Here is a 24593-nt window from a genome sequence, read left to right as displayed (position 1 = left end):
GCTAGCCGCGGTCGCCGAAGGCCGCCGTCGGGTCCTGGCCCGTCTCCCACCAGACGCCCAGGCGTTGGCGGGCCAGGCGCCAGCCGGCGGCGGTCCTGACGAACTCCCAGTCGTAGGGGCCGCCCATCGCGTACGGCGTGGCGCGCATGTCGGGCCGGGGCACGGCGACGAACCACAGGTAGCCGATGCCCGTCGCCCGGTCGCCGCGTACCTCGAAGGCCGTGTTGAGGATGTGGTGCTGCATCGCGGCGTAGCCGGACTCCGCCTCGACCACGGTGCGGCGGATCGCGTCCCGGCCGCGCACCTCCTGCCACGGCCCGAACTCGAAGACCGCTTCCTCCGTCCAGCACTCGCTCCAGGTGTCCCAGTCCCTGGCGTCCAGGGCCCGCCAGCCGCGGATCATCAGGGCCCGCAGGTCGCGGTCGTCCTCCAGCGCGCGCACCCGGTCGAGCAGCGCCGCGTTCCCGGCTGCGTTCACTGGGCGCTCGCGGCCGGGCGGACGATGATCTCGTTGACGTCGACCTCGGCGGGCTGGGCGACGGCGTAGGCGATGGCGTCGGCAATCGCGGAGGCCGGTATCGCCACCGCGCGGTAGGCGCGCATGGCCTCCCGCGCCACCGGGTCGCCGATGCTGTCCGCCAGCTCGGACTCGGTCACCCCGGGGGACACCAGCGTGACGCGGATGTCGCCGGACGACTCCTGGCGCAGGCCCTCGGAGATGGCGCGCACCGCGAACTTGGTGGCGCAGTAGACGGCGGCGGTCGGCACCACCTCGTGGGCGCCGACCGAGGCGACGTTGACGACGTGCCCGCCGCCCTGTTCCCGCAGGTGCGGCAGCACGGCGGCGATCCCGTGCAGCACGCCGCGCACGTTCACGTCGATCATGCGGTCCCACTCCTCGGTCCGCAGCGCCTCCAGCGGCGACAGCGGCATCACGCCGGCGTTGTTCACCAGCACGTCGACGCGTCCGAACGTCTCCAGCGCCGCGGCCACGAAGGCGCGGGTGTCGGCGGCGTCCGTGACGTCGAGGCGGCGGTACCCGACCTGACCGCCCGCCGCGCGGAGCTCGTCGGCCAGCCGTTCCAGGCGCTCGACACGACGGGCGCCGAGGAAGACCCGGTGTCCTTCGGCCGCGAGGCGCCGCGCGGTCGCCTCGCCGATCCCACTGCTGGCTCCCGTGACCAGCACGTTCCTGATGTTCCTGGTGTCGCTCGTGGATGTCACCACGGCTGCTCCCTTCTCTCAGCGGGTGGCGTCCACTCTCCGGGCGCGGCGTCCCGGCAACCAGGACGGCCGTTGCCCGGGTGTGGCACACCCAGGCACGACGGGCCGGCCCGCGCCTACGCTGGACGGGGCGAGCGAGAGGGAGTGACAGGGTGAGGAACAGGGTGAGCGACAACGCACTCGGCGAGTTCCTGCGCGCCCGGCGCGCCCGCCTCGGTCCCGAGGAACTCGGCCTGACCTCGTACGGGCGGCGGCGCGTGCCGGGGCTGCGGCGCGAGGAGGTGGCGGTGCTGGCCGGCGTCAACGGCGACTACTACGCCCGGCTCGAACAGGGGCGGGAGCGGAACCCGTCGCCCCAGGTGCTCGGCGCCCTGAGCGACGCCCTCCGGCTGGACGCCGAAGCCAGGGACCACCTCTTTCGGCTGGCCGGCGCCGCGCCCGACGGCCGTGGGCCGGCCACCGACCGGCTGGTCTCGCCCGAGCTGCGGACCCTGCTCGACGGCTACGCGCACACGCCGGCGCTGGTGCTCGACGCGACGCTCGACGTCCTCGCCGCCAACGCGCTGGCCCGCGCCCTGTTCTCGCCCTTCCGGCGGCTGGACAACCTGGCGTTGACAACCTTCCTCGACCCGGCTGCCCGCTCGTTCTACCGGCGTTGGCCCGAGGTGGCGGAGGCGACCGTCGCGAGCCTCCGCCACGGCACCGGCCCCGACCCGGACCACCCGCGGCTCCGGGAGGTGGTGGACACCCTGCTGGCGGCCAGCGCGGAGTTCGCGGCGCTGTGGCGCGGCCACGTCGTGTCCGTCAAGAGCCAGGGCCCCAAGGAGCTCGACCACCCGGAGGTCGGCGTCCTGTCCCTCACCTACCAGACCTTCGACGTGCGCGCCGCGCCGGGGCAGCAGCTCGTGGTCTACCAGGCGCCTCCGGACAGCCCGAGCGCCCAGGCCCTGGCCCTCCTCGGCAGCCTCCACGCGCCGCCGCCCCAGCCGGTCGAACGCTGATCCCGCGCCGGCCGGAGGCGGCTCAGCCGCGGGCGATGGCGATGCTGCCGGCGAGGCGCTCCCCCGCCTCGTAGATCATGTACGGCACCCCGCGGTCCGTGCCGAACGCCGGCGCGGCGGCCCGGCCGTTGTCGGGTGCCCCGGCCAGCGGGCGGTAGAAGACGCCCAGGTGGTCACGGCGGGAGAAGTCGGCGCCGACCTCGGTGATCCGGATGGTCCCGCCGCTCGCCCGGTCGGTGTGGTAGACGACGTACGCGGAGCCGTTCCTGGTCAGCAGGTGCGGGCCGCTCAGGTCGTTGACGCCGATGTCGGAGTACCTGATCAGCGGCTGGCTCGCGAAGCTCCAGCTCCGCCCGTCCGGTGACCAGCCCCAGCCGATGGAGCGGTGGTTGGCCGTGGTGTTCATCATGAAGAGCATCACGTAGCGCGCGCCCCGGTCCGGCAGCGCGTGCGGGAAGACCCGGGCGTAGGAGGCCTCGGTGGTGCCCGAGGGCAGCATCGAGGTGGTCAGCACGGTGCGGTCGTAGACGAAGTCGATGCCGTTGGACGAACGGGCGAGACGGGTCGTGGTGTTCTCGCCGTGGAAGTAGAGCCACAGCTCGCGCTCGCCCTCGTGCCACATGACGTGCGGCGAGGAGACGTGGCTGACCGAGTAGTGCGGGGACCAGCGGTTGGAGACGATCGGGTTCCCCGGGTACTCGGTGTAGGGGCCCGCGATGGAGTCCGCGTACGCCAGGCAGATGCCGCCGGGCGCGTCGTGCGGCGCGTAGTAGAGGTAGTAGCGGCCCAGCGGGGCGGACAGCCGGTCGTAGACGCCGCGGACGCAGGGGAAGATGATCTCGCCGGTCGGGTTGTAGGAGAGCCGCCCCGGGGTCAGCAGCGTGCCGAGGTGGCGGTAGTCGGGGAAGCCGCCCGGCGCCGCGGCGGCCGGGGTGGCGGGCGTGCCGAGGGCGAGCAGGCCGCCGGTGGCCGTGGCGGCGGACAGGAAGGTACGGCGGTTCAGGGGCATCAGGGACTCCGTCGCATCGGTGGTACGGGTCGTGGGATCGGGAGAGTTCTACAGGTGCAGCGCGGCGGTGACGGCGAAGCCGCCGAGGGCGACGCACCACACGTAGGGCAGCGTCCTGACCATCACCTGCTGGGGGCTGACGCCCGAGTACTGGGCGCTCCACACCGTCTGGGTGCTGGTGGGGTCGGCGACGCCGAACACCTGGTTGTAGGAGGCGGTCAGGCCGAGCACCGCCACGGCCGGGTAGATCCCCGCCGCGATCAGCACGCCGGCGATGCCGGCGCCCAGCCCGTAGACGTTCAACGGGCCCCGGTAGAGGCAGAGCGGCACCAGCGCGGTGAAGACCAGCACGAACAGCACGGGGTTCCGCGGGCTGACGGCCTCGACCAGCGGTTCGAGTGCGGTGACGGCGTCCGGCAGCTGCACCGCCGCCAGCAGCACGCCGATCGCCACGAACAGCGCGATGGGCGCGGCCGCCACCTCGAAGCCCGCGTACAGGGTGCGCAGCAGGCGGGTGTTCATGTCGCGTGGCCGGGTCGTGGTGACCAGCGCGAAGAGCACGCCCGCCAGCAGCGAGGGGATGATCGCCACCTCGAAGACCAGGGCGAGCACCAGCGGGACCGCCGGGGTGAACAGCGCGTACCACGGCGCGTCGCCGAGCCGTTCGCGCCGCGAGGGGCGCCGGTCGGGGCGCGCGTCGAACGACCGCAGCGACCAGGTGTGTTCCACGCCCCGCCGCCGGGTCTCCACCAGCACGAACAGCACGGCGAAGAAGGCGGCGAACGGGAACAGCCGCATCATGAAGCCCCGCACCGTGTCCACCGGCAGGTCGAGGGCGGTCGAGAAGAACTGCCAGACCGGCAGCTCGAACGGCATGCCGGCGGCGATCCCCATGAGGATGGTCCCGGCGGCGGTCACCTTGGGCACGCCCACCGCGATCATCGCGGGGATCCCGATGATGCCGGCGAGCATCGCGGCGGGCGCGGAGCCGGTGACGGTGCCGACCAGCGCGGAGATGCCGAGGACGCCGAGCGCGACCACGGTGGGCCGGTCCCCGCCGAACTCCACGATCTTGCGGACCAGGGTGCCCGCGATGCCGGTCTCGTCGAGCAGCTTGCCGAGCCAGGAGCCGAGCAGGATGGCGATCATGGTGGCCGCCAGCCTGGCCGAGCCCTCCTGGAGGACGGTGTCGAAGACGCTGGCCTCCCCGGTCAGCGGCGCCCCCACCACCAGGGCGACGGCGACGCCGAGCAGGACCAGGGCGAACGCCGTGGGCAGCTTGCGGGTCAGCATCAGCACGACCCCGGCCAGCATGATCAGCAGAATGACGATTCCCACGGTCTCTCAGTCCTCTCGCAGGGCGACGACCGCGCGGGCCAGCGCGGCGGTCAGCAGCAGCGGGCCGCGGCCGAGGCCGAGGGTGGCGCCGGCGTAGGCGTGCGCGGCGATCTCGTCGGCGCCGGCGACATGGCCGAGCCGCCGCCACCGGCCGAGGAGCGGCAGCTGGTGGTCGAGCGCGACCCGCAGGCGCCGCTTCGCGGCGGGCTCGTGCAGCCGGTGGTGGCCCGCCTCGTGGGCGACGGCGGCGGCGCGGACGGCGCCCTCGGGGTACCGGGCGCGCCAGCCGAGGAGTTCGATCAGCTCCTCGGCCAACGCCACGGTGTCGGTGAACAGTTCGACGGTCGGCTCGGGCCGGGAGCGGTAGCGGGCCAGCAGCGGCGGGTCGCCGTCGAGGCCGCCGGGGCGCTCCACCACCCGGGGCGGCCCGGCGTCCGCCGGCTCGGCGGCCAGGGCGGCGCCGAACCGGGCGGCCGCGACCGCCCAGCGGCGCAGGGTCTCCTCGTCGCGGCCCTCGTGGGTCGGGGTGCCGGCCAGCAGGGCGACGGCGAACGCGGTGTCGTCCCGGTCGGCCAGCGCGGCGCAGTCGGCGAGCAGCCGCTCGAGACGGGCGGGGCCCAGGCGTTCGGCGAGCGGGCGAGCCGTGGCAGGGGCGGGAACGACGGCGCTCACGACCGCACCTCGAGCACCGCGACGACCGGCTCGTCCCCGGTGCGGGAGCGCAGCTCGCTGCGGGCCAGGGCCAGCAGCGGCTCGGCGTCCAGCACGCCGGACAGGTCGGCTATTCGGGTACCGAGCAGCAGGCGCACCGCCGGGGCGCGCACGCCGCCGTCGCCGTAGGAGGTCGTCTCGCGCACCAGGTCGGCCAGCACGCCGGGCGCCTCGGCCACGGTGGTGGTGGCCACCCGGGCGTCGGCCGCGTGCAGCCGCACCACGCCGTCGGCGTCGAGCACCCGCACCGGGTGCAGCGCCCGCCGCAGCCGCCGCCTTCGCACCGCCCCGTAGACGGTGTGGGAGGGGGTGCCGGCCAGCACCTCCACCCGTTCGGGCGGCACCCTGAGGCTGGCCGCGGCGGCACGGAGCCGTTCGGCGTCGTCCGCGCGGTGGGCGCGGTCCTGGGTGCGGAGTTCGGTGGCGCCGGTGGCGACGGCCCGCACCGTGCTGGTCTGCGGGTCGACGGTGACCTCCACCTCGACCGCTTCGGGGCTCGCGCCCTGCGCGACCACGGCCTGTTCGGCCTCGTTGCGCACCCCCAGGATCTGCTCCTGGGTGGCCCCTGGCACGATCCGCTCGATCTGCTCGCGGACCAGCGCCAGCGCCACGCCCACCGGGCTGATCACCTCGTTGTGGGCGGCGATCTTCCCGGGCAGCCCGGTGATCGCGGCCAGGTGTGGGGTGACGGCGGCGGCGCCGCCCCCGCCGCCGACCAGCACCACGGCCTCCTCGTCGAGCCGGTAGTCGCGAACCATCCGGTCCACGACCTCCCTGACCCGGGCGGCGCCCGCGTCCAGCACGGTTTTCGCCGCGCCCGGCACGTCCGTGCCAAGGGCCCGGGCCAGCGGGGCGAGCGCCGCCGCCGCGACGGCCGGGTCGGACCGCGCGAAGTCGCCCTCCGGGACCCGGCCCAGCGCGTTGGCCGCGCATGTCATGGTCAGCGCGAACCGTCCGCCCGCCGCGTCGATCACCGCGTGGTCGTCCGGGTCGCCCGGCATGGGCCGGATCAGCGTGAGCGTGGCGTCCCGAAGGTCCTCGGGGGCGGCGAAGCAGGCGTAGGGCAGCCCGGCGATGTGGGCGCTGCGCGGCCCGGCCGCGACCACCGCCCCGCCGCCGACCCGCACCATCGAGCCGCCGCCGACGCCGACCGTCCGCACGTCCAGCGCCGGCAGGTAGGAGCTGCGGCCGAGGATCTCGGCATGCCGCACCGCGACCCTGCCCCGGTGGATGACGCTGATGTCGGTGGAGGTGCCGCCGGTCTCCAGGAAGACGCCCTCGCTGACCCGTTCCCGCATCAGCGCCCCCGCCACCCCGGCGGCAGGGCCGGACAGGATGGTGAGCAGCGGGCGGCGGCGCATCTCGTCCAGCGACATCACGCCGCCGTCGCAGCGCATCACCATCAGCGGCGCCCGCACGCCCGCCTTCACCACGGAGGTGTCCACCAGGTCGGCGGTGGCCAGCATCCGGGGCAGGATCGCGGCGTTGACGACGGCCGTGCGGGTGCGCTTGCCGAGGCCGTAGAGGGAGGTGATCTCGTGCGCCGTGGTCACCGGCAGTCCCGCGGCCCGCGCCTCGGCGGCCACCGCCTCCTCGCCCTCCGGCGCGTCCACGCTGAACGGCTCGGTGGCGACGACGACTTCGGCGCCGGCCTCGGTGACCCGCGCCACCGCGTCCCGCACGGCGGCCGGGTCGCCCGGGTCGGCGAGGTGGGCGTAGCGCAGCGGCAGCCTGCGTCCTGGCGCCAACTCCAGCCTGCCGAGCGCGGCGAGGCGGCGGGTCAGGAACCCGGCGGGCCCCTTGCCGATGCCGACCAGCCCCACGGGGGCGACGTCCCCCTCGAGCAGGGCGTTGGTAGCCTGAGTCGTGCCGTGTGCCAGGAACGTCACGTCCTCGGGGGCGCGGCCGATCTCGGTGAGCAGCCGGTCGAGCGCCTCCACGATGCCATGCGCGACGCCGTCGCGATGGTGGTGGCTGGTCGGGACCTTCACCTGGCCGATCAGCTCCAGCGAGGTGGCGTCGACCGCCACCGCGTCCGTGAAGGTTCCGCCCACGTCGATGCCGACGCGCAGGCGGTGAGTGGTCCGTTGAGCGGTCATGTTCGAGGGACACCTCCTTGTGTGCCATGTCGGAAGTGGGCGGTGCCGGGCGGGACAGGTGGAGCTGTCCCGCCCGGGTTCACCGGCCACGGGGGCGGGCCGCCGGGGCCCGGGGCGTTCAGTAGCCGCGCACGTCGGGCCAGTGGCGTTCGACGCCGGCGCGGTCGAGGACCCGGGCGAAGTCGGCGAACCGCTGTTCCTCCTCTCGCACCTGGTGCGGCGTCACCTTGGCGTCCAGGCAGTGGGCGGCCAGCGCGCCGGCCACCTCGCCGACGTTCCACTCCACGGGGTGGAGCCGGTAGCAGCCGTTGGTGATGTGGGTGGTGCCGATGTTCTTGCCGGCCGGCAGCAGGTTGCCGACCCGGCGCGGCAGCAGCGCGCCGAGCGGGATCTCGAACGGCACGGAGCCGATGTCGATGTAGTCGTCGCCGCCGGTCGAGGGGTGCAGGTCGATGCGGTAGCCGCCGACGCCCACCGAGTCGCGGTGCCGGGTGCCGCCGTAGGGGCCGACCAGGTCGATCGCCACGTCGTGCTCGGTGACGGTGGTGACCGCCTTGATCCGGCGGGACTCCCGCACATAGGCCGACTTGGCCAGGCCGTCCGGGGTGCCCGTCACGTCGGGGCGGATCCGCAGCCCGGGGAAGCCGGTGCCGCCGTCGGGCCTTGGCGCCTCGGTCTGGAGCCAGTACAGCACCGAGCGGGACAGCTCGCGCGCCCCCGCCAGCGCCTCCGCCGCCACCGCCTCGCCCGCGCCGACCAGCGGCTTCAACCAGTAGTCGTTGAGCGGCCAGTTGACCAGTGTGATGTCCGAGTCGAACGCGCCGGGGCGGTGCAGCCCGCGCGCCAGGATACGCCGGAAGCCCCACAGCTCCTTGTCCCCCGCGTCCGCGCTCTGGTCGGCGGCGACGACCAGCGGATCGGACTCCGGGTTGGGCCGGAACGAGCGCTCCACCGGCTCCAGCGTGCGCGGGTCGGGGGCGGTGAAGCCCAGCAGCGGCCCGGGCCAGAACTCCGGGCGGTAGGAGCGCCAGAACGCGTAGTCGGCTGGGCGGTCCCCCACGTGGTCCTCGCCCGCGTGGTGGGAGACGGCGAAGCAGACGGTGATGCCCTGCTGGTTGAGCGGCTGGGCCTCGTCGGGCGCGTGCGGCTCGTCGAACTCGGCCCGCGCCTCGGCGCCGAGCGCGTGCTCGACCCCGGCCAGTTCCAGCAGCTCCCCGGTCTCCGTGGCGTCCAGCACATAGGGCGCGGTCACGGTGCGGCGGACGCCGCGGCGGGTGTCGAGCAGCGTCACCGCGCGCACCGCGTCGCCCTCGGTCTCGGCGGCGACCGGCCGGTGCTCGGTCAGCACCGTCAGCCGCCCGGCCGCGCGGTGCGGGGCGAGCATCGCCTCCAGCACGGCCAGCGCCACCCGCGGCTCGTGGCAGAGCTTGCTGACCCGCCCGGCGCCCGGGTTCAGCTCGGTGACCGCCAGGGCCTCGGAACGCAGCGGGTACCAGCGGCGGTAGTAGTCCCGGATGTGGCCGCGCAGCGCCCGGTAGCTCGCGGTGGCGCCGAACTGCTCGATCCACGGGTGCTCGTCGGGCGGCACGGCCTGCGCCGTCAGCTGGCCGCCGACCCAGTCGGTCTCCTCGGTCAGGACGGCGCGCCGCCCGGCCCGGCAGACGGCGAGCGCCGCGGCGACCCCGCCCAGCCCGCCGCCCACGATGAGGACGTCGGTCTCGGCGGGTGGGCTGGTCGGTTCCGGCATGGAAGCTTCTCCTCGTTCGGTGCTCGGTGTGTGCGGTGCGGCGGTCAGGGGGACGCCGGGCACGCGGGCGGCGCCACGGTCGCGCCGGGGCGGAAGCGGCAGGTCACCAGGGCCGCCGACGTCCGTTCCCCGCCGGCGAGCAGGTCGGTGAGCAGGCGGACGGCGGCGGCCCCGAGATCCGCCCTGGGGATGTCGAAGCCGGTGGGTTCCGGCTCCCCCGCCAGGTCGGCGGGCGGGGAGCCGAGCAGCGCCAGCGACACCTCGTCCGGCACCCGCAGCCCGGCCCGGGCCACGGCCGTGGTCAGCGCCCGCCAGGCCTCGCCGGTGTCGGTCTCCTCGGCGACGAACGCGGTGACCCCCTCGGCGTACCTGGCCCGCAACCACGCGGCGTCGAGCTCCGCGGCGGGCCGCGCGGTGCGCACCACCGTGCCCCGGGCGGCGGGCAGCCCGGCGGCGGCAAGACCGGCGAGGAAGCCCCGCTCCCGGTCGGCCGAGGCGGGCGCGTCGTCGTCCTCGCGGACCAGCAGCATCCGCCGGTGCCCGAGACCGGCCAGCCGTCCGACGACCTCGGCGCTGGCGGTCGCGTAGTCCGCCCCGACCCAGGCCAGGCCCTCGGGCTCGTCCCGGCGGCCGAGGTGGACCAGCGGGAAGCCGTCCGCCACCAGCCGCCGCAGCGGCTCGGCCGGCACCTGCCGCCCCAGGAGCAGGCAGCCGTCGGCGAGCCGCACCCGGTCGAGCGCCCCCGGCGCGCCGGCCCCGGCGCCGCCGCTGCTCGACCCGGTGAACAGCACCAGGTCGTAGCCCCGGGCGGCGGCCTCCTGCTCGATGCCGACCAGGAAGCGGTAGTAGGAGTGCTCGACCGCGGTGGGGAAGGTGGCGGTGAAGCTGAACACGCCCAGCAGGTTGTTCCGCGCCGCCGCCAGCCGCCGCGCCGCGGGGTCCGGGACGTAGCCGAGGGTCCTGGCCGCCTCGAGCACCCGCTCGCGGGTGGCCTCCTGGATGACGATGCCCTGCTTGTTGCCGCCCAGGACCAGCGACACGGTCGTCTGCGAGACGCCCGCGAGCCGCGCCACCTCGGCCTGCCGAGGCCGCCCGCGCCGCGCCACGCGGGGCTTCCTTTCGGTCACTTCTCCCACCTTCCGACTAATGCGCATTAGCTGGCGGGAGTGAGCGACCACACCCATGACTAATGCGGATTAGCGGAAACTGTGCCGCCCCCACCCGGCCACCGTCAAGACCCGTGCACGGCGGATCCCCCCGTCCGGATACCGCCGCCCGTCAGGCGCGCCCGGTCCGGGGGACCCTCATCAGGCCCTCCTGCATCACCGTGACCGCCAGGCGTCCTTCCCTGGTGAAGATCCGGCCGTGGGCCAGCCCGCGGCCGCCCTGGGAGGACGGCGAGTCCGTGTCGTACAGCAGCCACTCGTCGGCGCGGAACGGCCGGTGGAACCACATGGCGTGGTCCAGGCTGGCGCCCACGATGTCGCCCACCGTCCAGCCGCCCCTGCCGTGGGCGAGCAGCACCGAGTCGAGCAGCGTCATGTCGGAGACGTAGGTGCCGAGGCACAGGTGCGAGACGGGCGTGTCCCGGTCGCCGTCGAGCTTGCCGTTGACCCGGAACCACACCTGCGAGCGCGGCTCGCGCGGCCGCCCGGCGGTGGCGAACGGCGGCTCGTCGACGTACCGCAGGTCGATGGCGCGCCGGGCCTCGAGCAGCAGGTCGGCCACGGCGGGGTCGAGGAACCGGTGGGCGTGGCGCGGCAGCAGCTCGTCGGCGGTGGGCAGCGTCTCGGGGTCGGGGGCCGACGGCATCGGCTCCTGGTGTTCCAGGCCCTCCTCGGCGGGCTGGAAGGAGGCCGAGAGGTGGAAGATCGGCTGGCCGTGCTGGACGGCGACCACCCGGCGGGTGGTGAAGGAACGGCCGTCCCTGATCCGGTCGACCGTGTAGACGATGGGCGCACCTGGGTCGCCCGGGCGCAGGAAGTAGGAGTGCAGCGAGTGCGGCAGCCGCTCCTCCGGCACGGTCCGGCAGGCGGCGACCAGGGCCTGCGCGGCAACCTGGCCGCCGAAGACCCGGGGGATCACCCAGTCGTGGCTGGCGCCCCGGAATATGTCCTGTTCGATCGGCTCCAGATCGAGCAGTCCCAGAAGGTACTGGAGAGTAGCGTCCATGCGCCGATTCTCCCCCGCGGCCCGGAACGCGCAGCACGGAGGCCCGGATCCGATGGATCCGGGCCTCCGTGTTCAGTAGCGGGGACAGGATTTGAACCTGCGACCTCTGGGTTATGAGCCCAGCGAGCTACCGAGCTGCTCCACCCCGCGTCGTGTTCTCCACCTTAGTCGGCGCCGGAGGCTTCCCGCAAATCGCCGGCCCCGCACTCGGGGCAGCGCCCGTAGTAGGTGACCGTGACGTCCGAGACGACGAAGCCGAACCGCTCGTCCTCCGGCAGCGCCCGCAGCGGGTCGCCGGCGAGCCGCACGTCCCGCATCGCGCCGCAGCCGGAGCAGACCAGGTGCTGGTGCGGCTGGTGCGCGTTGGGGTCGTACCGCTTGGCGCGCCCGTCCGTGGTGACCTCGATCACCTCGCCGAGCGCGACCAGCTCGCCGAGCGTGTTGTAGACGGAGGCGCGCGAGATCTCCGGCAGGCGCGCGACGGCCCTGGCGTGCACCTCGTCGGCGGTGAAGTGCACGTGCTCACCGTCCAGCACCTCGGCGATGACCCGGCGCTGGGCCGTGAGCCGCCACCCGCGCTCGCGGAGTCTCCGCAGGAGATCACTCATGGCACCACCCTAGCTGGCGACCCGCCACCTCGGACGGGATGTGATGTAGGTCGTCATCTTGACTTGGACAAAGTCCAATATAGGATCGGTTCTGTCAACGGCCAAGGGGGGCCGCACGGCAGAACGACATCCCGGCAGTACCCGACAAGCACCCGAAGGGCGTGACAGGCAGATGACCGACCAGATCGCAGCCGGACCGCTGACCACCGAGGCCGGTGCCCCGGTGGCGGACAACCAGAACAGCCAGTCCGCCGGTCCCGGCGGCCCTGGTCTCATCCAGGACCAGCTCCTGATCGAGAAGCTCGCGCACTTCAACCGCGAGCGGATCCCGGAGCGCGTCGTGCACGCCCGCGGCGCCGGCGCCTACGGCACCTTCACGGTCACCGCCGACGTGACGCCGTACACCAGGGCCCGGTTCCTCTCCGAGATCGGCAAGCGGACCGAGGTCTTCCTGCGCTTCTCCACCGTCGCGGGCAGCCTGGGCTCGGCCGACGCCGTGCGCGACCCGCGCGGCTTCGCCCTGAAGTTCTACACCGAGGAGGGCAACTACGACCTCGTCGGCAACAACACCCCGGTCTTCTTCATCAGGGACGCCATCAAGTTCCCCGACTTCATCCACACCCAGAAGCGGGACCCCTACACCGGCTCCCAGGAGGCGGACAACGTCTGGGACTTCTGGGGGCTGAGCCCCGAGTCCACCCACCAGGTGACCTGGCTCTTCGGCGACCGCGGCATCCCCGCCAGCTACCGCCACATGGACGGCTTCGGCTCCCACACCTTCCAGTGGAGCAACGAGGCGGGCGAGGTCTTCTGGGTGAAGTACCACTTCAAGACCGACCAGGGCATCAGGAACCTGACCTCCGAGGAGGCCGCGGTGCTGGCCGGCCAGGACCCGGACAGCCACCAGCGCGACCTGCGCGTCGCCATCGAGAACGGCGACTTCCCCAGCTGGACCGTCCAGGTGCAGATCATGCCGGCCGCCGACGCCGCCACCTACCGGTTCAACCCGTTCGACCTGACCAAGGTCTGGCCGCACGCCGACTACCCGCCGATCGAGATCGGGAAGCTGGAGCTCAACCGCAACCCGGAGAACGTCTTCGCCGAGGTCGAGCAGTCGATCTTCTCCCCGCACCACTTCGTGCCGGGCATCGGCCCCTCGCCCGACAAGATGCTCCAGGGCCGGCTCTTCGCCTACGGCGACGCCCACCGCTACCGCGTCGGCGTCAACGCGGACCACCTGCCGGTCAACCGCCCGCACGCCACCGAGGCCCGCACCAACGCCCGGGACGGCTTCGCGTACGACGGCCGGCACGGCGGCGCCAGGAACTACGAGCCCAACAGCTTCGGCGGCCCGGCCCAGACCGACCGCCCGCTGTGGGAGCCGGTGCCCGTCGCCGGCGTCACCGGCGACCACCCGACGCCCGTCCACGCCGAGGACGACGACTTCGTCCAGGCCGGCAACCTCTACCGGCTGATGTCGGAGGAGGAGCGGGAGCGGCTGGTCGCCAACCTGGCAGGCTTCATCGCCCAGGTCTCCCGCAACGACATCGCCGAGCGGGCGATCGAGAACTTCCGCAAGGCGGACGAGGACTACGGCAAGCGGCTCCAGGCCGCGGTCCAGGCCCTCCGCGGCCGGTGACGGTGCCCTTGCCGTAACCACCCGGGCCGGTGGCGCGCCCGGCGCGCCACCGGCCTCGGGCGGCTCTGCCACGCCGTGCCCCGGCGGTTCGACCACCGGCACCGCTCGACACCCACGACAGCGAGCCCGACCGCCGGCGGCATGCCTCCGGCAGTCCGACCACCGGCACCGCTCGACACCCACGACAGCGAGCCCGACCGCCGGCCCCGCCGAGCCCGCGCGCGCGAACCGTCAGTCGCCGAGCCGCCGCAGCAGCTCCTCGTGGAGCAGGCCGTTGGAGGCCACCGCGTTGCCGCTGTGCGGCCCTTCGCGGCCGTCGAGGCCGGTGAAGCGGCCGCCGGCCTCCTTCACCACGATCGCCGGCGCCGCCATGTCCCACAGCGACAGCTCGGGCTCGGCGCACATGTCGACGGCGCCCTCGGCCACCATCATGTAGGACCAGAAGTCGCCGAAGGCCCGGGTGCGCCAGCACTCCCGGCCCAGCTGGAGGAACGCGTCGAGCCGGCCGAGCTCCTCCCAGCCGCCGAGCGAGGAGTAGGAGAACGAGGCGTCGGCCAGCTCGGACACCGCCGACACCCGCAGCCGGGTCGCCGACGTCAGGCTGCGCCCGGTGTAGGCGCCGGCCCCCTCGGCGGCCCACCAGCGGCGGCCGATCGCGGGCGCCGAGACCACCCCGACCACCGGCCGGTCCCCGCCCTCGCCGCGGTCGAGCAGCGCGATCAGCGTGGCCCACACCGGGACGCCCCGCACGTAGTTCTTGGTGCCGTCGATCGGATCGACGATCCAGCGCCGTGGTCCCTGCCCCTCGCTGCCGAACTCCTCGCCGAGCACCGCGTCCCGCGGCCTGGCCCGCTGGAGGGCCGACCTGATCAGCTCCTCGGCGGCCGTGTCGGCCTCGCTGACCGGCGTCATGTCCGGCTTGGTGTCGACCTTCAGGTCGAGCGCCTTGAACCGCTCCATCGTCGCGGCGTCGGCGGCGTCGGCCAGCACGTGGGCGAGACGCAGATCATCGTGGTAGTCCGGCATGCCCCCAGTATCCGGCACGGCTCGCCGGGCCCCGCGAACCACCTTGACAGCCCGTGACGCCGCGTCAATCCTGTGCCGCACCGGGGCGTCGCGGCCCCGGGCAGGCGAGGAGGCGACGATGCCCACCGCGCGTGAGTCACTGCTCGATGCGGCCGGTGCCGCCGTGGAGTCGCGCCCCTGGCGGCGCGTCCGGATGGTGGAGGTGGCCGCGACGGCCGGCGTCTCGCGGCAGACCCTCTACAACGAGTTCGGGGGCAAGGAGGGGCTCGGCGCCGCCCTCACGGCCCACCGCACCGCCCTGCTCCTCGACGGCTTCGCCGCCCAACTCGCCCGCCGCCGCTCGCTGGACGGCGCCGCCGACTGGATCCTGGCGACGGCCCGCGCCGACCGCGTGGTGCGGGCGGCCCTCACCGGCTGCCAGTGCGCTGGCGCGCCGCCGACCGGCGCGCCACCGGCGCGACTGATCGCCGAGTTACGCGACCGCGCCGTCCGCGCCCTACCGCACGCCTCCCCGACCGACTGCGAATCCGCCATCCGCCTGGCCGTCTCCCACCTGATCGCCCCGTGACCGGCGACGCGCCCGCGCAGCCCCGCGGAGCGGCTTGCCGGGCGCCGCGCGGGTGCGGCCACCTACGAGCCGCGCCGCCGACGACGCGCGGCTCCGCCGCTTGGGGGCCCTGAGCCGAGCGACCGGGGCGGACGCCCGGCGCCTAGTCCGTACGTTCCCGGGACGCCAGGAGCCGCCGCAGCGAGGCGAGCCTGGCCGGCTCCGCGTGGCCCTCGGCCACCCACGCGTCGAGGGCGCAGTCCGGCTCGTCGTGCGAGCAGGCGCGCGGGCACTCCGCCGTGCCGGGCTCCAGGTCCGGGAAGGCGTGGATCACCCGGGACGGCCGCACATGGTGCAGCCCGAACGACCGCACCCCGGGCGTGTCGATGACCCAGCCCGGCGCGCCGGGCAGCGGCAGCGCGAGCGCCGAGACGGTGGTGTGCCGGCCGCGCCCGGTGACCACGTTGACCTCGCCCGTGGCCCGCCGCCGCTCCGGAACCAGCGCGTTGACCAGCGTCGTCTTGCCCACCCCGCTGTGCCCGACGAAGGCCGTGACCCGGTCGACCAGCAGCTCGCGCACCCGCGCCACGGCCGCCGGGTCGCCGCCGAACTCCTCGGCGGTGGTGACCACATGGCGGACGCCGAGCGGCGCGTACGTCTCCAGCAGCGGCTCGGCCGGGGCCAGGTCGGCCTTGGTCAGGATCAGCAGCGGGTCGAGCCCGGCGTCGTAGGCGGCCACCAGGCAGCGATCGATCAGCCGGGGCCGCGGCTCGGGGTCGGCGAGCGCCGTGACGATCGCCAGCTGGTCCGCGTTGGCCACCACCACCCGCTCGAACGGGTCGTCGTCGTCCGCCGTCCGCCGCAGCGTCGAGGAACGGTCCTCGATCCTGACGATCCTGGCCAGGGTGTCCCGGTCCCCCGACAGGTCACCCACCACGGCCACCCGGTCGCCCACGACCACGCTCTTGCGGCCCAGCTCCCTGGCCTTCATCGCCGTGATCACGCGGTCCTCGACGAGACACGTGAACCGGCCGCGGTCCACCGTGACCACGAAGCCCTCGGCGGCGTCCTCGTGCTTGGGACGCCGGTGGGTGCGCGGCCGGGTGCCCCGCCGGCTGGGGCGGACACGGACGTCGTCCTCGTCGGTGTGCTTGCCGTACCGGCGCATGGCTACCGCGGCCTTCTCAGGCCCTCGGCCCCGACGCCGCCAACATGCCGTGCCACAGGTCGGGGAAGTCCGGCATGGTCTTGCCGGTGGTGGCGATGTTCTCCACCTCCACGTCCTTGACCAGCAGGCCGAGCAGCGCGCCCGCCGTGGCGAGCCGGTGGTCGTCGTAGGTGTGGAAGACGCCGCCGTGCAGCGGCCGAGGGCGGATCCGCAGCCCGTCGGCGGTCTCGGTGACGTCGCCGCCGAGCGAGTTGATCTCCTTGGTGAGCGCGGCGAGCCGGTCGGTCTCGTGCAGCCGCAGGTGCGCGACGCCGCGCAGCACCGACTCGCTGTCGGCCAGCGCGGCCACCGCCGCGATGCCCGGGGTCAGCTCGCCGACCTCGCTCAGGTCGGCGTCGATGCCCCGCACCCGGCCGGTGCCGGTGAGGGTCAGCCCGCGGTCGTCGAGCACGCAGGTGCCGCCCATCTCCGTGAAGATGCGGCGCAGCGCGTCGCCGGGCTGCGTGGTGGCGCGCGGCCAGTCGGGGATGGTGACGCGGCCGCCGGTGACCAGGGCGGCGGCCAGGAACGGCTGGGCGTTGGACAGGTCGGGCTCGACGACCAGGTCGCCGCCGAGCAGCGCGCCGGGCCTGACCCGCCACACGTTGGGCTCGCCGCCGGAGTCGGGCGAGTCGACCCGGGCGCCGGCCTTCCGCAGCATGTCGACGGACATCCGGATGTGCGGCATGGACGGCAGCGTGGCGCCGACGTGACGTACCTCCACGCCCTGGTTGAAGCGCGGCGCGGAGAGCAGCAGCGCGCTGATGAACTGCGAGGAGGACGACGCGTCGACCTCCACGTACCCGCCCTCGACCGAGCCCGAGCCGTGCAGGGTCAGCGGCAGCGCGCCGCGCCCGCCGTCCTCGACACGCACGCCGAGGGCGCGCAGGGCGGCGATGAGACCGTGCAGCGGGCGCTCGTGGGACCGCTTGTCGCCGTCGAAGGCGACCGGGCCCTCGGCGAGCGCGGCGAAGGGCGGCAGGAAGCGCATCACCGTGCCGGCGTTGCCGACGTCGACGGCGGCCGGCGCCTGCGGGGTGGTCGGGATGATCCGCCACGACTCGCCGCGGCCGAGCGGCAGCCCGGAGACCGGGGAGTCCGAGGAGACGGTCTCCTCGATGCCGATGCCGAGCGCCCGGAGCCCGCCCGCCATCAGCAGGGTGTCCCGGGAGCGCAACGGGCGCCGCAGCCAGCCGGGATCGGCGGCCAGGGCGGCGAGGATCAGCGCCCGGTTGGTGACCGACTTGGATCCGGGGACGGTGACGGTGGCGTCGATGGCGCCATCGGCGAGCGGCGCGGGCCAGAGGGCGAGGCTTTCGCTGTTGTCGGTCATGCCTCTCACTTTAGTCGCGCGGGGCCCACCGTCAGAGGTCGAGCAGCCACCGTCCGCCGCCGGTCAGCGAGGTGAGCGACACGGCGTGGAAGAGGATCAGCCACATCAGCGGGGGGACGGAGGTGAGCCTGGCGAGCTGGTCGGCGTCGGAGTCCCGCGCGGCACCGCGCCGGCGCTTGGCCTGGAGTTCGAACACCGGGCGCACGCCCCCGAGGAGCAGGAACCACACCACGACGTAGGCGAAGGCGGCCTGCACGTCTGGCTCGGTGAGCCAGGACACCAGCAGGAAGGCGGCCGAGGTGAGGACCACGGTCAGCGCGCCGTAGGCGTTGCGGACCATGACCAGCAGCGCGAGCAGCAGGGCGGTGGCGCCCCAGAGCAACAGGGTGATGCGGCCGGCGGACAGCAGGGCGGCGCCGGCGAGGCCGAGCAGCGAGGGGGCGGTGTAGCCGGCCGCCGCGGTGAGGATCATGCCGACGCCGGTGGGCTTGCCCCGGGAGACGGTCAGGCCCGAGGTGTCGGAGTGCAGGCGTATGCCCTCCAGCTTGCGGCCGGTCAGCAGGGCCACCAGCCCGTGGCCGCCCTCGTGGGCGATGGTGATGGTGTTCCGCGCCACCCGCCACACGCCGTACGGCGCGACCGCCGCCAGGGCGACGACGGCCGCGCCGACTATCAGCCAGAGCTCGGGCGCTGGCTGGGTGCCGGTCACGCGGTCCCACAGCTCGTCGATGTCAGCGATATCCATGATCCCCCGGGGGTCGGGCTGCTCGGCCGGCCTCCGATCCTATGGGGACGCCGGGACGCTCAGGGCGCGGACCGCTGCGTCGGCACCCGGAGCGGGTCCGCCATGGGGTCCGCCGTGGGGTCCGCCGTGGGAACGGCGCCCTCGGCGCCGTCGGCGCCGTGCTGACCGTCCCCGCCGTGCCCCGGCGGACCGGCCGGCGGGCCCGGCTCCTCCTGGCCCCTCCCCCGCTCCTGTCCCTGGCCACGGTCCTGCCCCAGACCTAGACCCAGGCCCTGGCCGCGGTCCTGCCCCTGGGCGCCGGCCGCGGGACTCGCCGGCGTCGCGGGGATCGAAGGCGTCGCGGACGGGTCCGGCGTCGCCGGCGTGGCCGCGGTCTCCGGCGTGGCCGCCGTCTCCGGCAGGAGCCCGTCCCGCCCCGCGGCGACCGCCCCGTCCGAGTCCCTGCCGAGTGCCTGCCCGTTCCCCGTGTCACGCTCGGGGCCGTCCGTCCTCGCCTCCTCCGCCGGTCGCCCCGGCGCGGACGGCACGGGAACCGACGCGTCGCCGGTCGGCTCGGGCACGTGCGGTGCGTGCCCGATCGGCCAGCCGCCCACCGGCGACCCGCCGGGATCCGCCTCCGCCGTCGCGGCCGGCGGCCCCTGCTGGCCGGGCCCCGGCACGGGCACCGGCATCGGCAGCGGGGTCACCGCCATCGCCCCGGTGGCCAGCGCGAACGTCGCGGTGACCGCCGCCTTGCCGAACACCCCGCCGACGCCGACCGCGCCGACCGGGCTCAGCTCCGCGGCGATGCCCGCGGAACCGCCGGCGATCCTGGTCGCCGCGAAGAAGGCGACCAGACCCGTGGGCACCAGACCGCGCAGCGTCGAGTTGAGGTCCACCAGCTCCAGATAGGCCGACCGGCACCGCGCGCAGCGGTCCAGATGTCGGCGCAGCTCGCGGAAGCCCCGCCGCCGCGAACTGCGCCGCGCGTAGGCGCCGAGCCGGCCCGCGTACTCCCGGCACTCCTCCTGCCTCGTCAGCGAGGAGGACACATGCGCCTGGAGGTAGGCGGTCCGCAGCCCCTCCCGGGCGCGGAACGCCAGCACCGCCGTCGCGTTGGGGGTGAGCCCGAGGAGCGGCGCGACCCGGCTCACCGGCTCGTTCTCCACCGTCGTGTGCCACAGCACGGCCCGCCACCGCTCTGGCAGGCTGCGGAAGGCGCGGGCGGCCATCGAGCAGTCGGCCCGGGAGAGCGCCAGCACCTCGGACGGCGCGCAGACCGCCCGGCTGGCCGGCGCCAACTGGTCGGTTTCGCCGACCAGTTGCTCCATGCGCCCCTCGGCAACCCACTGTGCGGCCACCCGCCGCAGGATGGTCAGCAGGTACGCCCGCACCGCGGCGTCGGGCCCGGCGCCGCCGCGCACCAGGCGCAGCGTCCGCGCGAACACCTCGGCCGTGAGGTCCTCGACCAGGTGCGGGTCCTGGCAGCACAGCCGGGCGTAGCGCTTGACTCCCCCGACGTGCCGTCGGTACAGCTCGCCGAAGGCCGCCTCGTCCCCCCGCCTGACCCGGTCCAACAGCGCCTGGTCCGGCGGCGACTCCTCCTCGGGCTCGGTCATGAGTCCCCCCGCCGACACGTGTGCGATCGGATTCCCCGGTGACGCATGGCAACAGCCAAGATCGTGCGCTCCGTTTGGTCAAGGCATCGTGCCGAGCCGTCCTACCCTCCGCCTTCACCCCAATGCCCCACATCCCCGCAACACGCGCATCGTTGCTGGAATGTGACACCAACTAGCCGAGGACCCCGATCCGATGACGATGCCTGAGCAGCGCGACGCCCCCTGGCACCCCTCCGAGGAGACCACACTCCTGGTGCCACCCGAACTCCGCTCCCCGCACCAGAACTGGGGGATCTCGGACGACACCACCCCGCTCGCGGGCATCTTCGGGCCGCCCATCCCGCCCATCCACCACCCGCCGCCCAGCGCCTCCCTGCCCCGCCACCGCGGCCGCCGCCGGCGCGTGCAGTGGTCGGGCCAGCCGGCGAAGGTGCGCTGGGTGCGCTGGTCGAGCCTGCTGCTGGCCGCGGCCGCCGCCGTCCTGGTGGCGATGCTGAGCGTGCTGGGCGGGCTGATCTCCTACGAGCCGCTGCGTCAGGTCGCGAGCCCGGGCTCCTCCGCCGCGCTCACCGCCTGCTGGCCGCTGCTGATCTACGGCCCCTGGCTGGTCGCCTCGCTCTCCATCCTGCGCGCCGCCCTGCACCAGCGGCACGCCCGGCACTCCTGGGCGGTCGTCGTGCTCTTCTCCGGGCTCGCCGTCGCGCTCTGCGTAGCACAGGCGCCACCCACCATGACCGACGTGGCCGTGGCAGGTCTGCCCCCCATTTCGGCGCTCGTGGCCTTCCACCAGATCGTCCGGCAGATCACTCTGATCAGTCCGCCGCGCCACGCGCTGCCCCGCCAACGGACGGTCGCCAGCCAGAGTCGAGCCGGGACGGTGTGACGTACTTCACTCCCGTCACGCCGGCCCCGGTGGACCGGACCAGGGCATGCGAAAGGCCCGACCGCGCATCCGCGGGCCGGGCCCTGGAGAAACTGGGGTGAGTGACGGGACTCGAACCCGCGACCACCTGGACCACAACCAGGTGCTCTACCAACTGAGCTACACCCACCGTGGGCCGCCGCAGCGACCGGTTCAAAAGCATACAGGGTCGCCGGGGGTGCCACGTGCCGCTTTGCAGGAGAGCACGCGCCGGTCAGGAGACCACGTGCTGGGCGGCGATCCGCCGGGCCGCCTCGGAGTCCGGTCCCGGCTGGGGCACGAAGATGGCCTCGCGGTAGTAGCGCAGCTCGGCGATGGACTCCTTGATGTCCGCCAGGGCGCGGTGGTTGCCGGCCTTCTCGGGGCTGTTGAAGTACGCCCTGGGGTACCAGCGGCGGGCCAGCTCCTTGACCGAGGAGACGTCGATCACCCGGTAGTGCAGGTGGGACTCGAGCCGCGGCATGTCACGGGCGAGGAAGCCGCGGTCGGTGCCGATCGAGTTCCCGCAGAGGGGCGTCTTGCCGGCCTCGGGGGCGTGCTCGCGCACGTAGTCCAGGACCTGCCGCTCGGCGTCGGCCAGCGTGGTGCCCGCGGCCAGCTCGTCCAGCAGCCCCGAGGCGGTGTGCATGGTGCGCACCACCTCCGGCATCGAGGCCAGCGCCTCGGCCGGGGGGCGGATGACGATGTCCACCCCCTCGCCGAGCACGTTGAGCTCCGAGTCGGTCACCAGCGCGGCCACCTCGATGAGCGCGTCGTCGGCCAGCGAGAGCCCGGTCATCTCGCAGTCGATCCACACCAAGCGATCGTTCATGCGAACAACCTTACGTCGCTCAGCGCGACCGGCTCACTGCAACGCCCCTCCCGCGCCCCCTACGGCGTCGGGCGCCCCCGCTGGCCCGGCAGGCGGGGTGAGAAGCCGTCCCCGACGGGCTTGGCGCGGCCCGCCGTGCTGTCCTGCTGGCGCGCCCGGTACGCGGCCCGGTAGGCGGCGGGAGAAGCCCCGAGCTGCCGCCTGAAGTGGCCACGCAGCGCCACCGGGGACCGGAAGCCGCAGCGGCCCGCGACCTCGTCCACCGAGTAGTCGGACACCTCGAGCAGCCGCTGCGCCTGGAGCACCCGCTGGGTGATCAACCACTGCAGGGGAGCGCTCCCAGTGAGGGCACGGAAACGCCGGTCGAAGGTGCGACGGCTCATGTAGGCGCGGGCCGCGAGCGTCTCCACGTCGAACTGCTCGTGCAGGTGTTCGAGCGCCCAGGCCACCACCTCGGCCAGCGGGTCGGCTCCGATGTCCTCTGGTAAAGACCTGTCGAGGTGCCGGTGCTGGCCGGTCTCCACGCCGTTCCCCCGCCGGGGCGGCAGCACCAGGCGGCGGGCCAGGGCCGCCGCGGCCTCGGGGCCGTGGTCCTGGCGGACGATGTGCAGGCACAGGTCGATGCCGGCGGCTGTGCCGGCCGACGTGAGGATGTCCCCGTCGTCCACGAAGAGCTCCCTGGGGTCCACATGGACCGACGGGTAGCGCTTGGCGAGCGTGGGGGCGTACATCCAGTGCGTGGTCGCCGGCCTGCCGTCGAGCAGACCGGCCGCCCCGAGGGCGAAGGCGCCCGTGCAGAGACCGACGATCCTCGCCCCCTCGCTGTGCGCGCGCCGCAGGGCGGCGAGCGCCGCGGCCGGCGGCGGCCCGGTGATCGACCGCCAGGCGGGCACGATCACCGTGCCGGCCCGCGCCACGGCGCCCAGCCCGTAGGGGGCGCGCAGTTCGAGGCCGCCGGTGGTGCGCAGCGGCCCCTCCTCGCCGGCGCAGGCGAGCAACCGGTATCGCGGCACCCCGGCATCCTGGCGGTCGACGCCGAAGACGGACAGCGGGATGGAGCTCTCGAACATGGGACTGCCGCTGAACAGCAACACCGCGACGACTTCGCGGCGGCGTCGGGCAGCGAGCTTGACGGCGGGCTCGGGGCCGTGCGTTGGGTCCTGGCTCATGCTCCTCAGTTCCCTCGGTCGTCGCATCCTCTCGGTCCTGCACGTTTCCCCCGACGTGATTGCCAAGATCGAATCTACTGTGTCAGGCGAGGTCGGCGGGACAAGTTCATCACTCGGCGCTAAATCGACATGACAACGTGGCGCGAAGCATTCGATCAGGAAGCGTTACACGTAGGAGCAGTTGGGGGAAGTGCGCCTTTCCCCGGTGACTTGTCACGGGTGGGGCGGACGGCCCGGCACGGCTCTCTCCGACGGTATACCCATGGGGTTGGTGTGACAGGTGGGCAACGCGGTTCGCCCAAGGGGAAGTTGGCTGAAAATAAAAGTCGTCAGCAAGACAGTCGGACCAGCCGGGCGCTGGGCACCACCTGCCGCGCAACCTTGCCCCCGGGGCGCGCGCCGGGCGCATCGTTGCAGGTAGGGCGGACATGTCAAGAAGAGAAGGCGCCGGGTGGTGTCGACGGTCACGCTCCGGCAGCGGAGGTACCGCAATGTGTCCGAAAGCATTGCGTCCCCGGCCACCCGTAGGGCATGCTGCTCGGTCACGGTTCCGTGCCTGGTTTCAGGGGTTGTACGCACCGTCCCTGGGCACTAGGTAGCTAACGCCGTACTCTGGAGGAGGAACCTGTGACATCACGACCAACGTTCCTCCGCCTCCATCGCCGGCATGACCCCGAGGCTTCCTCACTGACCCACCGCTGAGGCTCCGATGGCTGGATACGAGTTCCCCGAACCAGCGGATCGCAGACGCGTCGTCGATCCCTCGTCCACCACGCCCGATTCGGTGGTGGAGTCGCACACATCGCACGACCCGGCGTTCCAGCATGGTGTGGTGGTCGGCTTCGACGGCTCGACATCGAGCGAGCGTGCCCTCGCGTACGCGGTGGGCATGGCCAACAGGTCCAACTGCGGGCTGATCATCGTGCACGTCGCCAACCGGCTGCCGACCACGGTCTGGGCGGGCTGCGAGCCGCCGGCCCTGGTCGACGTCCCGGACCACCGCACGGAGGTGCTGGGTCTGGAGCTGGCCTGCTCGGACTACCTGTCCGAGGTGCCGTGGGTGCTGCTCGAGCGCGGCGGGGACATCTGCCACGAGCTCGAGGAGGTCGGCCAGGAGTACGCGGCCGACGCGATCGTGGTGGGCACGACCCACGGCCTGCTCGGCCGGCTCTTCGGCTCGGTCTCCGGCCGCCTCGCCCGCCGGGCCAGGCGCCCCGTGATCGTCATCCCCTGACGGTTCCCTGGCGCTCCCCTGCGGCTCCCCTGCCGGGGGCTTGGCCCTGTTACCTGCTGTCCCGGCCGACATGTCCCCGCCCGCGCACCCGGCTCACCGGCGGGGAACCGGCTGCCGCCGCCGGCTGCCGCCGGCAGGCGCTGCGCGCCGGCAACGGTCCGCACCACCAAGCACCGCACCCGACCGCCGGCCAGACCCGCCGGCAGGCGCGGCGCGCTGCGCGCCGGCAACGGTCCGCACCACCAATCGCCGCACCCGACCGCCGGCCTAGTCGGCCACCGGCCGGTACCGGCTTCCGCCGGAGGGCACCGCGCGCCGCGCGCCGTCAAGCATCACTTCCCGACCGCCGCCCTGGTCGGCCACCGGCCGGTGCCGGCTTCGGCCGGCAGGCGCCCCGCGCCAACGCCGGCTTTCGCCGGCGAGCGCGCACCGCGCCGTGGCACACACTGGCGC

The 24593-nt window shown here is 74.1% G+C and carries 22 protein-coding genes and 2 tRNA genes; 5 read left to right on the top strand and 19 right to left on the bottom strand.

What is annotated here, in order from left to right; translation table 11 throughout:
- Position 1: 1 nt before the first annotated feature.
- Both ACFWI8_RS16525 and ACFWI8_RS16520 read right to left on the bottom strand, forming a co-directional pair.
- The gene (locus ACFWI8_RS16525; protein WP_387091303.1) at positions 2-478 is read right to left on the bottom strand and encodes a nuclear transport factor 2 family protein; all 477 of its coding nucleotides are present in this window, start codon (positions 476-478) and stop codon (positions 2-4) included.
- The gene (locus ACFWI8_RS16520) at positions 475-1224 is read right to left on the bottom strand and encodes an SDR family oxidoreductase (RefSeq protein ID WP_387091300.1); all 750 of its coding nucleotides are present in this window, start codon (positions 1222-1224) and stop codon (positions 475-477) included. Before ACFWI8_RS16520 ends, ACFWI8_RS16525 begins: the two co-directional genes overlap by 4 nt.
- A 164-nt stretch (positions 1225-1388) precedes the next feature.
- Here ACFWI8_RS16520 and ACFWI8_RS16515 point away from each other — a divergent pair, with 164 nt between their 5' ends.
- Positions 1389-2225: a helix-turn-helix transcriptional regulator gene (locus tag ACFWI8_RS16515; protein WP_387091297.1), complete on the top strand. Its 837-nt coding sequence runs from the start codon at positions 1389-1391 to the stop codon at positions 2223-2225.
- A 22-nt stretch (positions 2226-2247) separates the two neighbouring features.
- On the opposite strand, the gene ACFWI8_RS16510 is transcribed toward ACFWI8_RS16515, so the two are convergent.
- From ACFWI8_RS16510 to ACFWI8_RS16470, 9 genes are all read right to left on the bottom strand, one after another.
- The gene (locus ACFWI8_RS16510; RefSeq protein WP_387091294.1) at positions 2248-3234 is read right to left on the bottom strand and encodes a twin-arginine translocation signal domain-containing protein; all 987 of its coding nucleotides are present in this window, start codon (positions 3232-3234) and stop codon (positions 2248-2250) included.
- 48 nt (positions 3235-3282) lie between these two features.
- Positions 3283-4572 carry a transporter gene (locus ACFWI8_RS16505; RefSeq protein ID WP_387091291.1) on the bottom strand — a complete coding sequence of 430 codons (1290 nt, stop codon included), beginning with the start codon at positions 4570-4572 and terminating at the stop codon, positions 3283-3285.
- Between the two features lie 6 nt (positions 4573-4578).
- On the bottom strand, positions 4579-5193 hold the full coding sequence (locus tag ACFWI8_RS16500) for a hypothetical protein (protein ID WP_387091461.1): 615 nt from the start codon (positions 5191-5193) through the stop codon (positions 4579-4581).
- A gap of 47 nt (positions 5194-5240) precedes the next feature.
- Positions 5241-7382, bottom strand: coding sequence for a hydantoinase/oxoprolinase family protein (locus ACFWI8_RS16495; protein ID WP_387091288.1), 2142 nt, complete (start codon positions 7380-7382; stop codon positions 5241-5243).
- A 118-nt stretch (positions 7383-7500) separates the two neighbouring features.
- Positions 7501-9129 carry an FAD-dependent oxidoreductase gene (locus ACFWI8_RS16490; RefSeq protein ID WP_387091285.1) on the bottom strand — a complete coding sequence of 543 codons (1629 nt, stop codon included), beginning with the start codon at positions 9127-9129 and terminating at the stop codon, positions 7501-7503.
- 44 nt (positions 9130-9173) lie between these two features.
- Positions 9174-10202, bottom strand: coding sequence for a LacI family DNA-binding transcriptional regulator (locus ACFWI8_RS16485; RefSeq protein WP_387091458.1), 1029 nt, complete (start codon positions 10200-10202; stop codon positions 9174-9176).
- 205 nt (positions 10203-10407) lie between these two features.
- Entirely contained in the window at positions 10408-11301 is an 894-nt protein-coding gene (locus ACFWI8_RS16480; protein ID WP_387091282.1) for an acyl-CoA thioesterase, read from the bottom strand.
- Positions 11302-11377: 76 nt separating this feature from the next.
- Positions 11378-11451 (bottom strand) — tRNA-Met (locus ACFWI8_RS16475).
- A 14-nt stretch (positions 11452-11465) separates the two neighbouring features.
- On the bottom strand, positions 11466-11909 hold the full coding sequence (locus ACFWI8_RS16470; RefSeq protein WP_311596930.1) for a Fur family transcriptional regulator: 444 nt from the start codon (positions 11907-11909) through the stop codon (positions 11466-11468).
- 184 nt (positions 11910-12093) lie between these two features.
- On the opposite strand from ACFWI8_RS16470, the gene ACFWI8_RS16465 reads away from it, so the two are divergent.
- Positions 12094-13548, top strand: a complete 1455-nt coding sequence (locus tag ACFWI8_RS16465) for a catalase (RefSeq protein WP_387091455.1) — start codon at positions 12094-12096, stop codon at positions 13546-13548.
- 231 nt (positions 13549-13779) lie between these two features.
- Here ACFWI8_RS16465 and hisN read toward each other — a convergent pair whose 3' ends face one another.
- Positions 13780-14574, bottom strand: a complete 795-nt coding sequence (gene hisN / locus ACFWI8_RS16460; RefSeq protein ID WP_387091279.1) for a histidinol-phosphatase — start codon at positions 14572-14574, stop codon at positions 13780-13782.
- 118 nt (positions 14575-14692) lie between these two features.
- Between hisN and ACFWI8_RS16455 the strand changes: the two genes are divergently transcribed.
- The gene (locus tag ACFWI8_RS16455) at positions 14693-15142 is read left to right on the top strand and encodes a TetR/AcrR family transcriptional regulator (RefSeq protein ID WP_387091276.1); all 450 of its coding nucleotides are present in this window, start codon (positions 14693-14695) and stop codon (positions 15140-15142) included.
- A gap of 142 nt (positions 15143-15284) precedes the next feature.
- Here the strand turns inward: ACFWI8_RS16455 and rsgA are convergent, their stop codons facing one another.
- Genes rsgA through ACFWI8_RS16435 form a run of 4 tightly spaced genes read right to left on the bottom strand, consistent with a single transcriptional unit; the run spans position 15285 to position 20004 of the window.
- Positions 15285-16289: a ribosome small subunit-dependent GTPase A gene (rsgA, locus tag ACFWI8_RS16450; RefSeq protein WP_387091273.1), complete on the bottom strand. Its 1005-nt coding sequence runs from the start codon at positions 16287-16289 to the stop codon at positions 15285-15287.
- A gap of 16 nt (positions 16290-16305) precedes the next feature.
- Entirely contained in the window at positions 16306-17661 is a 1356-nt protein-coding gene (aroA, locus tag ACFWI8_RS16445; protein WP_387091270.1) for a 3-phosphoshikimate 1-carboxyvinyltransferase, read from the bottom strand.
- A gap of 31 nt (positions 17662-17692) precedes the next feature.
- A complete protein-coding gene (locus ACFWI8_RS16440; protein ID WP_311596940.1) occupies positions 17693-18406 on the bottom strand; it encodes a M50 family metallopeptidase in 714 nt (237 codons plus the stop codon).
- A gap of 59 nt (positions 18407-18465) precedes the next feature.
- Positions 18466-20004: a sigma factor gene (locus ACFWI8_RS16435; RefSeq protein WP_387091266.1), complete on the bottom strand. Its 1539-nt coding sequence runs from the start codon at positions 20002-20004 to the stop codon at positions 18466-18468.
- A 193-nt stretch (positions 20005-20197) separates the two neighbouring features.
- Between ACFWI8_RS16435 and ACFWI8_RS16430 the strand changes: the two genes are divergently transcribed.
- Positions 20198-20887, top strand: a complete 690-nt coding sequence (locus tag ACFWI8_RS16430) for a DUF2637 domain-containing protein (RefSeq protein ID WP_387091263.1) — start codon at positions 20198-20200, stop codon at positions 20885-20887.
- A gap of 93 nt (positions 20888-20980) precedes the next feature.
- On the opposite strand, the gene ACFWI8_RS16425 is transcribed toward ACFWI8_RS16430, so the two are convergent.
- From ACFWI8_RS16425 to ACFWI8_RS16415, 3 genes are all read right to left on the bottom strand, one after another.
- Positions 20981-21056, bottom strand: a tRNA-His gene (locus tag ACFWI8_RS16425).
- 84 nt (positions 21057-21140) lie between these two features.
- Complete coding sequence (orn, locus tag ACFWI8_RS16420; protein ID WP_387091260.1) at positions 21141-21737, bottom strand: oligoribonuclease; 597 nt, start codon at positions 21735-21737, stop codon at positions 21141-21143.
- Positions 21738-21796: 59 nt separating this feature from the next.
- Complete coding sequence (locus ACFWI8_RS16415) at positions 21797-22906, bottom strand: helix-turn-helix domain-containing protein (protein ID WP_311596947.1); 1110 nt, start codon at positions 22904-22906, stop codon at positions 21797-21799.
- A gap of 709 nt (positions 22907-23615) precedes the next feature.
- Here ACFWI8_RS16415 and ACFWI8_RS16410 point away from each other — a divergent pair.
- Positions 23616-24140 (top strand): universal stress protein, encoded by a 525-nt coding sequence (locus ACFWI8_RS16410; RefSeq protein WP_387091257.1) that lies wholly within the window; start codon positions 23616-23618, stop codon positions 24138-24140.
- Positions 24141-24593: the final 453 nt, after the last annotated feature.

The organism is Streptomyces sp. NPDC127098 (assembly GCF_042722465.1).
In the GTDB taxonomy this organism is placed as follows: domain Bacteria; phylum Actinomycetota; class Actinomycetes; order Streptomycetales; family Streptomycetaceae; genus Streptomyces; species Streptomyces millisiae.
Note: the sequence above shows the minus strand (reverse complement) of the source record. Positions and strands in the feature narration are given on the sequence as shown.

What these genes read in the sequence shown, in the direction of transcription:
- ACFWI8_RS16510 (WP_387091294.1), bottom strand. Translation starts at nt 3,234, where the DNA reads ATGCCCCTGAACCGCCGTACCTTCCTGTCCGCCGCCACGGCCACCGGC.
- ACFWI8_RS16495 (WP_387091288.1), bottom strand. Translation starts at nt 7,382, where the DNA reads ATGACCGCTCAACGGACCACTCACCGCCTGCGCGTCGGCATCGACGTG.
- ACFWI8_RS16490 (WP_387091285.1), bottom strand. Translation starts at nt 9,129, where the DNA reads ATGCCGGAACCGACCAGCCCACCCGCCGAGACCGACGTCCTCATCGTG.
- ACFWI8_RS16480 (WP_387091282.1), bottom strand. Translation starts at nt 11,301, where the DNA reads ATGGACGCTACTCTCCAGTACCTTCTGGGACTGCTCGATCTGGAGCCG.
- ACFWI8_RS16470 (WP_311596930.1), bottom strand. Translation starts at nt 11,909, where the DNA reads ATGAGTGATCTCCTGCGGAGACTCCGCGAGCGCGGGTGGCGGCTCACG.
- hisN (WP_387091279.1), bottom strand. Translation starts at nt 14,574, where the DNA reads ATGCCGGACTACCACGATGATCTGCGTCTCGCCCACGTGCTGGCCGAC.
- ACFWI8_RS16455 (WP_387091276.1), top strand. Translation starts at nt 14,693, where the DNA reads ATGCCCACCGCGCGTGAGTCACTGCTCGATGCGGCCGGTGCCGCCGTG.
- rsgA (WP_387091273.1), bottom strand. Translation starts at nt 16,289, where the DNA reads ATGCGCCGGTACGGCAAGCACACCGACGAGGACGACGTCCGTGTCCGC.
- aroA (WP_387091270.1), bottom strand. Translation starts at nt 17,661, where the DNA reads ATGACCGACAACAGCGAAAGCCTCGCCCTCTGGCCCGCGCCGCTCGCC.
- ACFWI8_RS16440 (WP_311596940.1), bottom strand. Translation starts at nt 18,406, where the DNA reads ATGGATATCGCTGACATCGACGAGCTGTGGGACCGCGTGACCGGCACC.
- ACFWI8_RS16435 (WP_387091266.1), bottom strand. Translation starts at nt 20,004, where the DNA reads ATGACCGAGCCCGAGGAGGAGTCGCCGCCGGACCAGGCGCTGTTGGAC.
- ACFWI8_RS16430 (WP_387091263.1), top strand. Translation starts at nt 20,198, where the DNA reads ATGACGATGCCTGAGCAGCGCGACGCCCCCTGGCACCCCTCCGAGGAG.
- orn (WP_387091260.1), bottom strand. Translation starts at nt 21,737, where the DNA reads ATGAACGATCGCTTGGTGTGGATCGACTGCGAGATGACCGGGCTCTCG.
- ACFWI8_RS16415 (WP_311596947.1), bottom strand. Translation starts at nt 22,906, where the DNA reads ATGAGCCAGGACCCAACGCACGGCCCCGAGCCCGCCGTCAAGCTCGCT.
- ACFWI8_RS16410 (WP_387091257.1), top strand. Translation starts at nt 23,616, where the DNA reads ATGGCTGGATACGAGTTCCCCGAACCAGCGGATCGCAGACGCGTCGTC.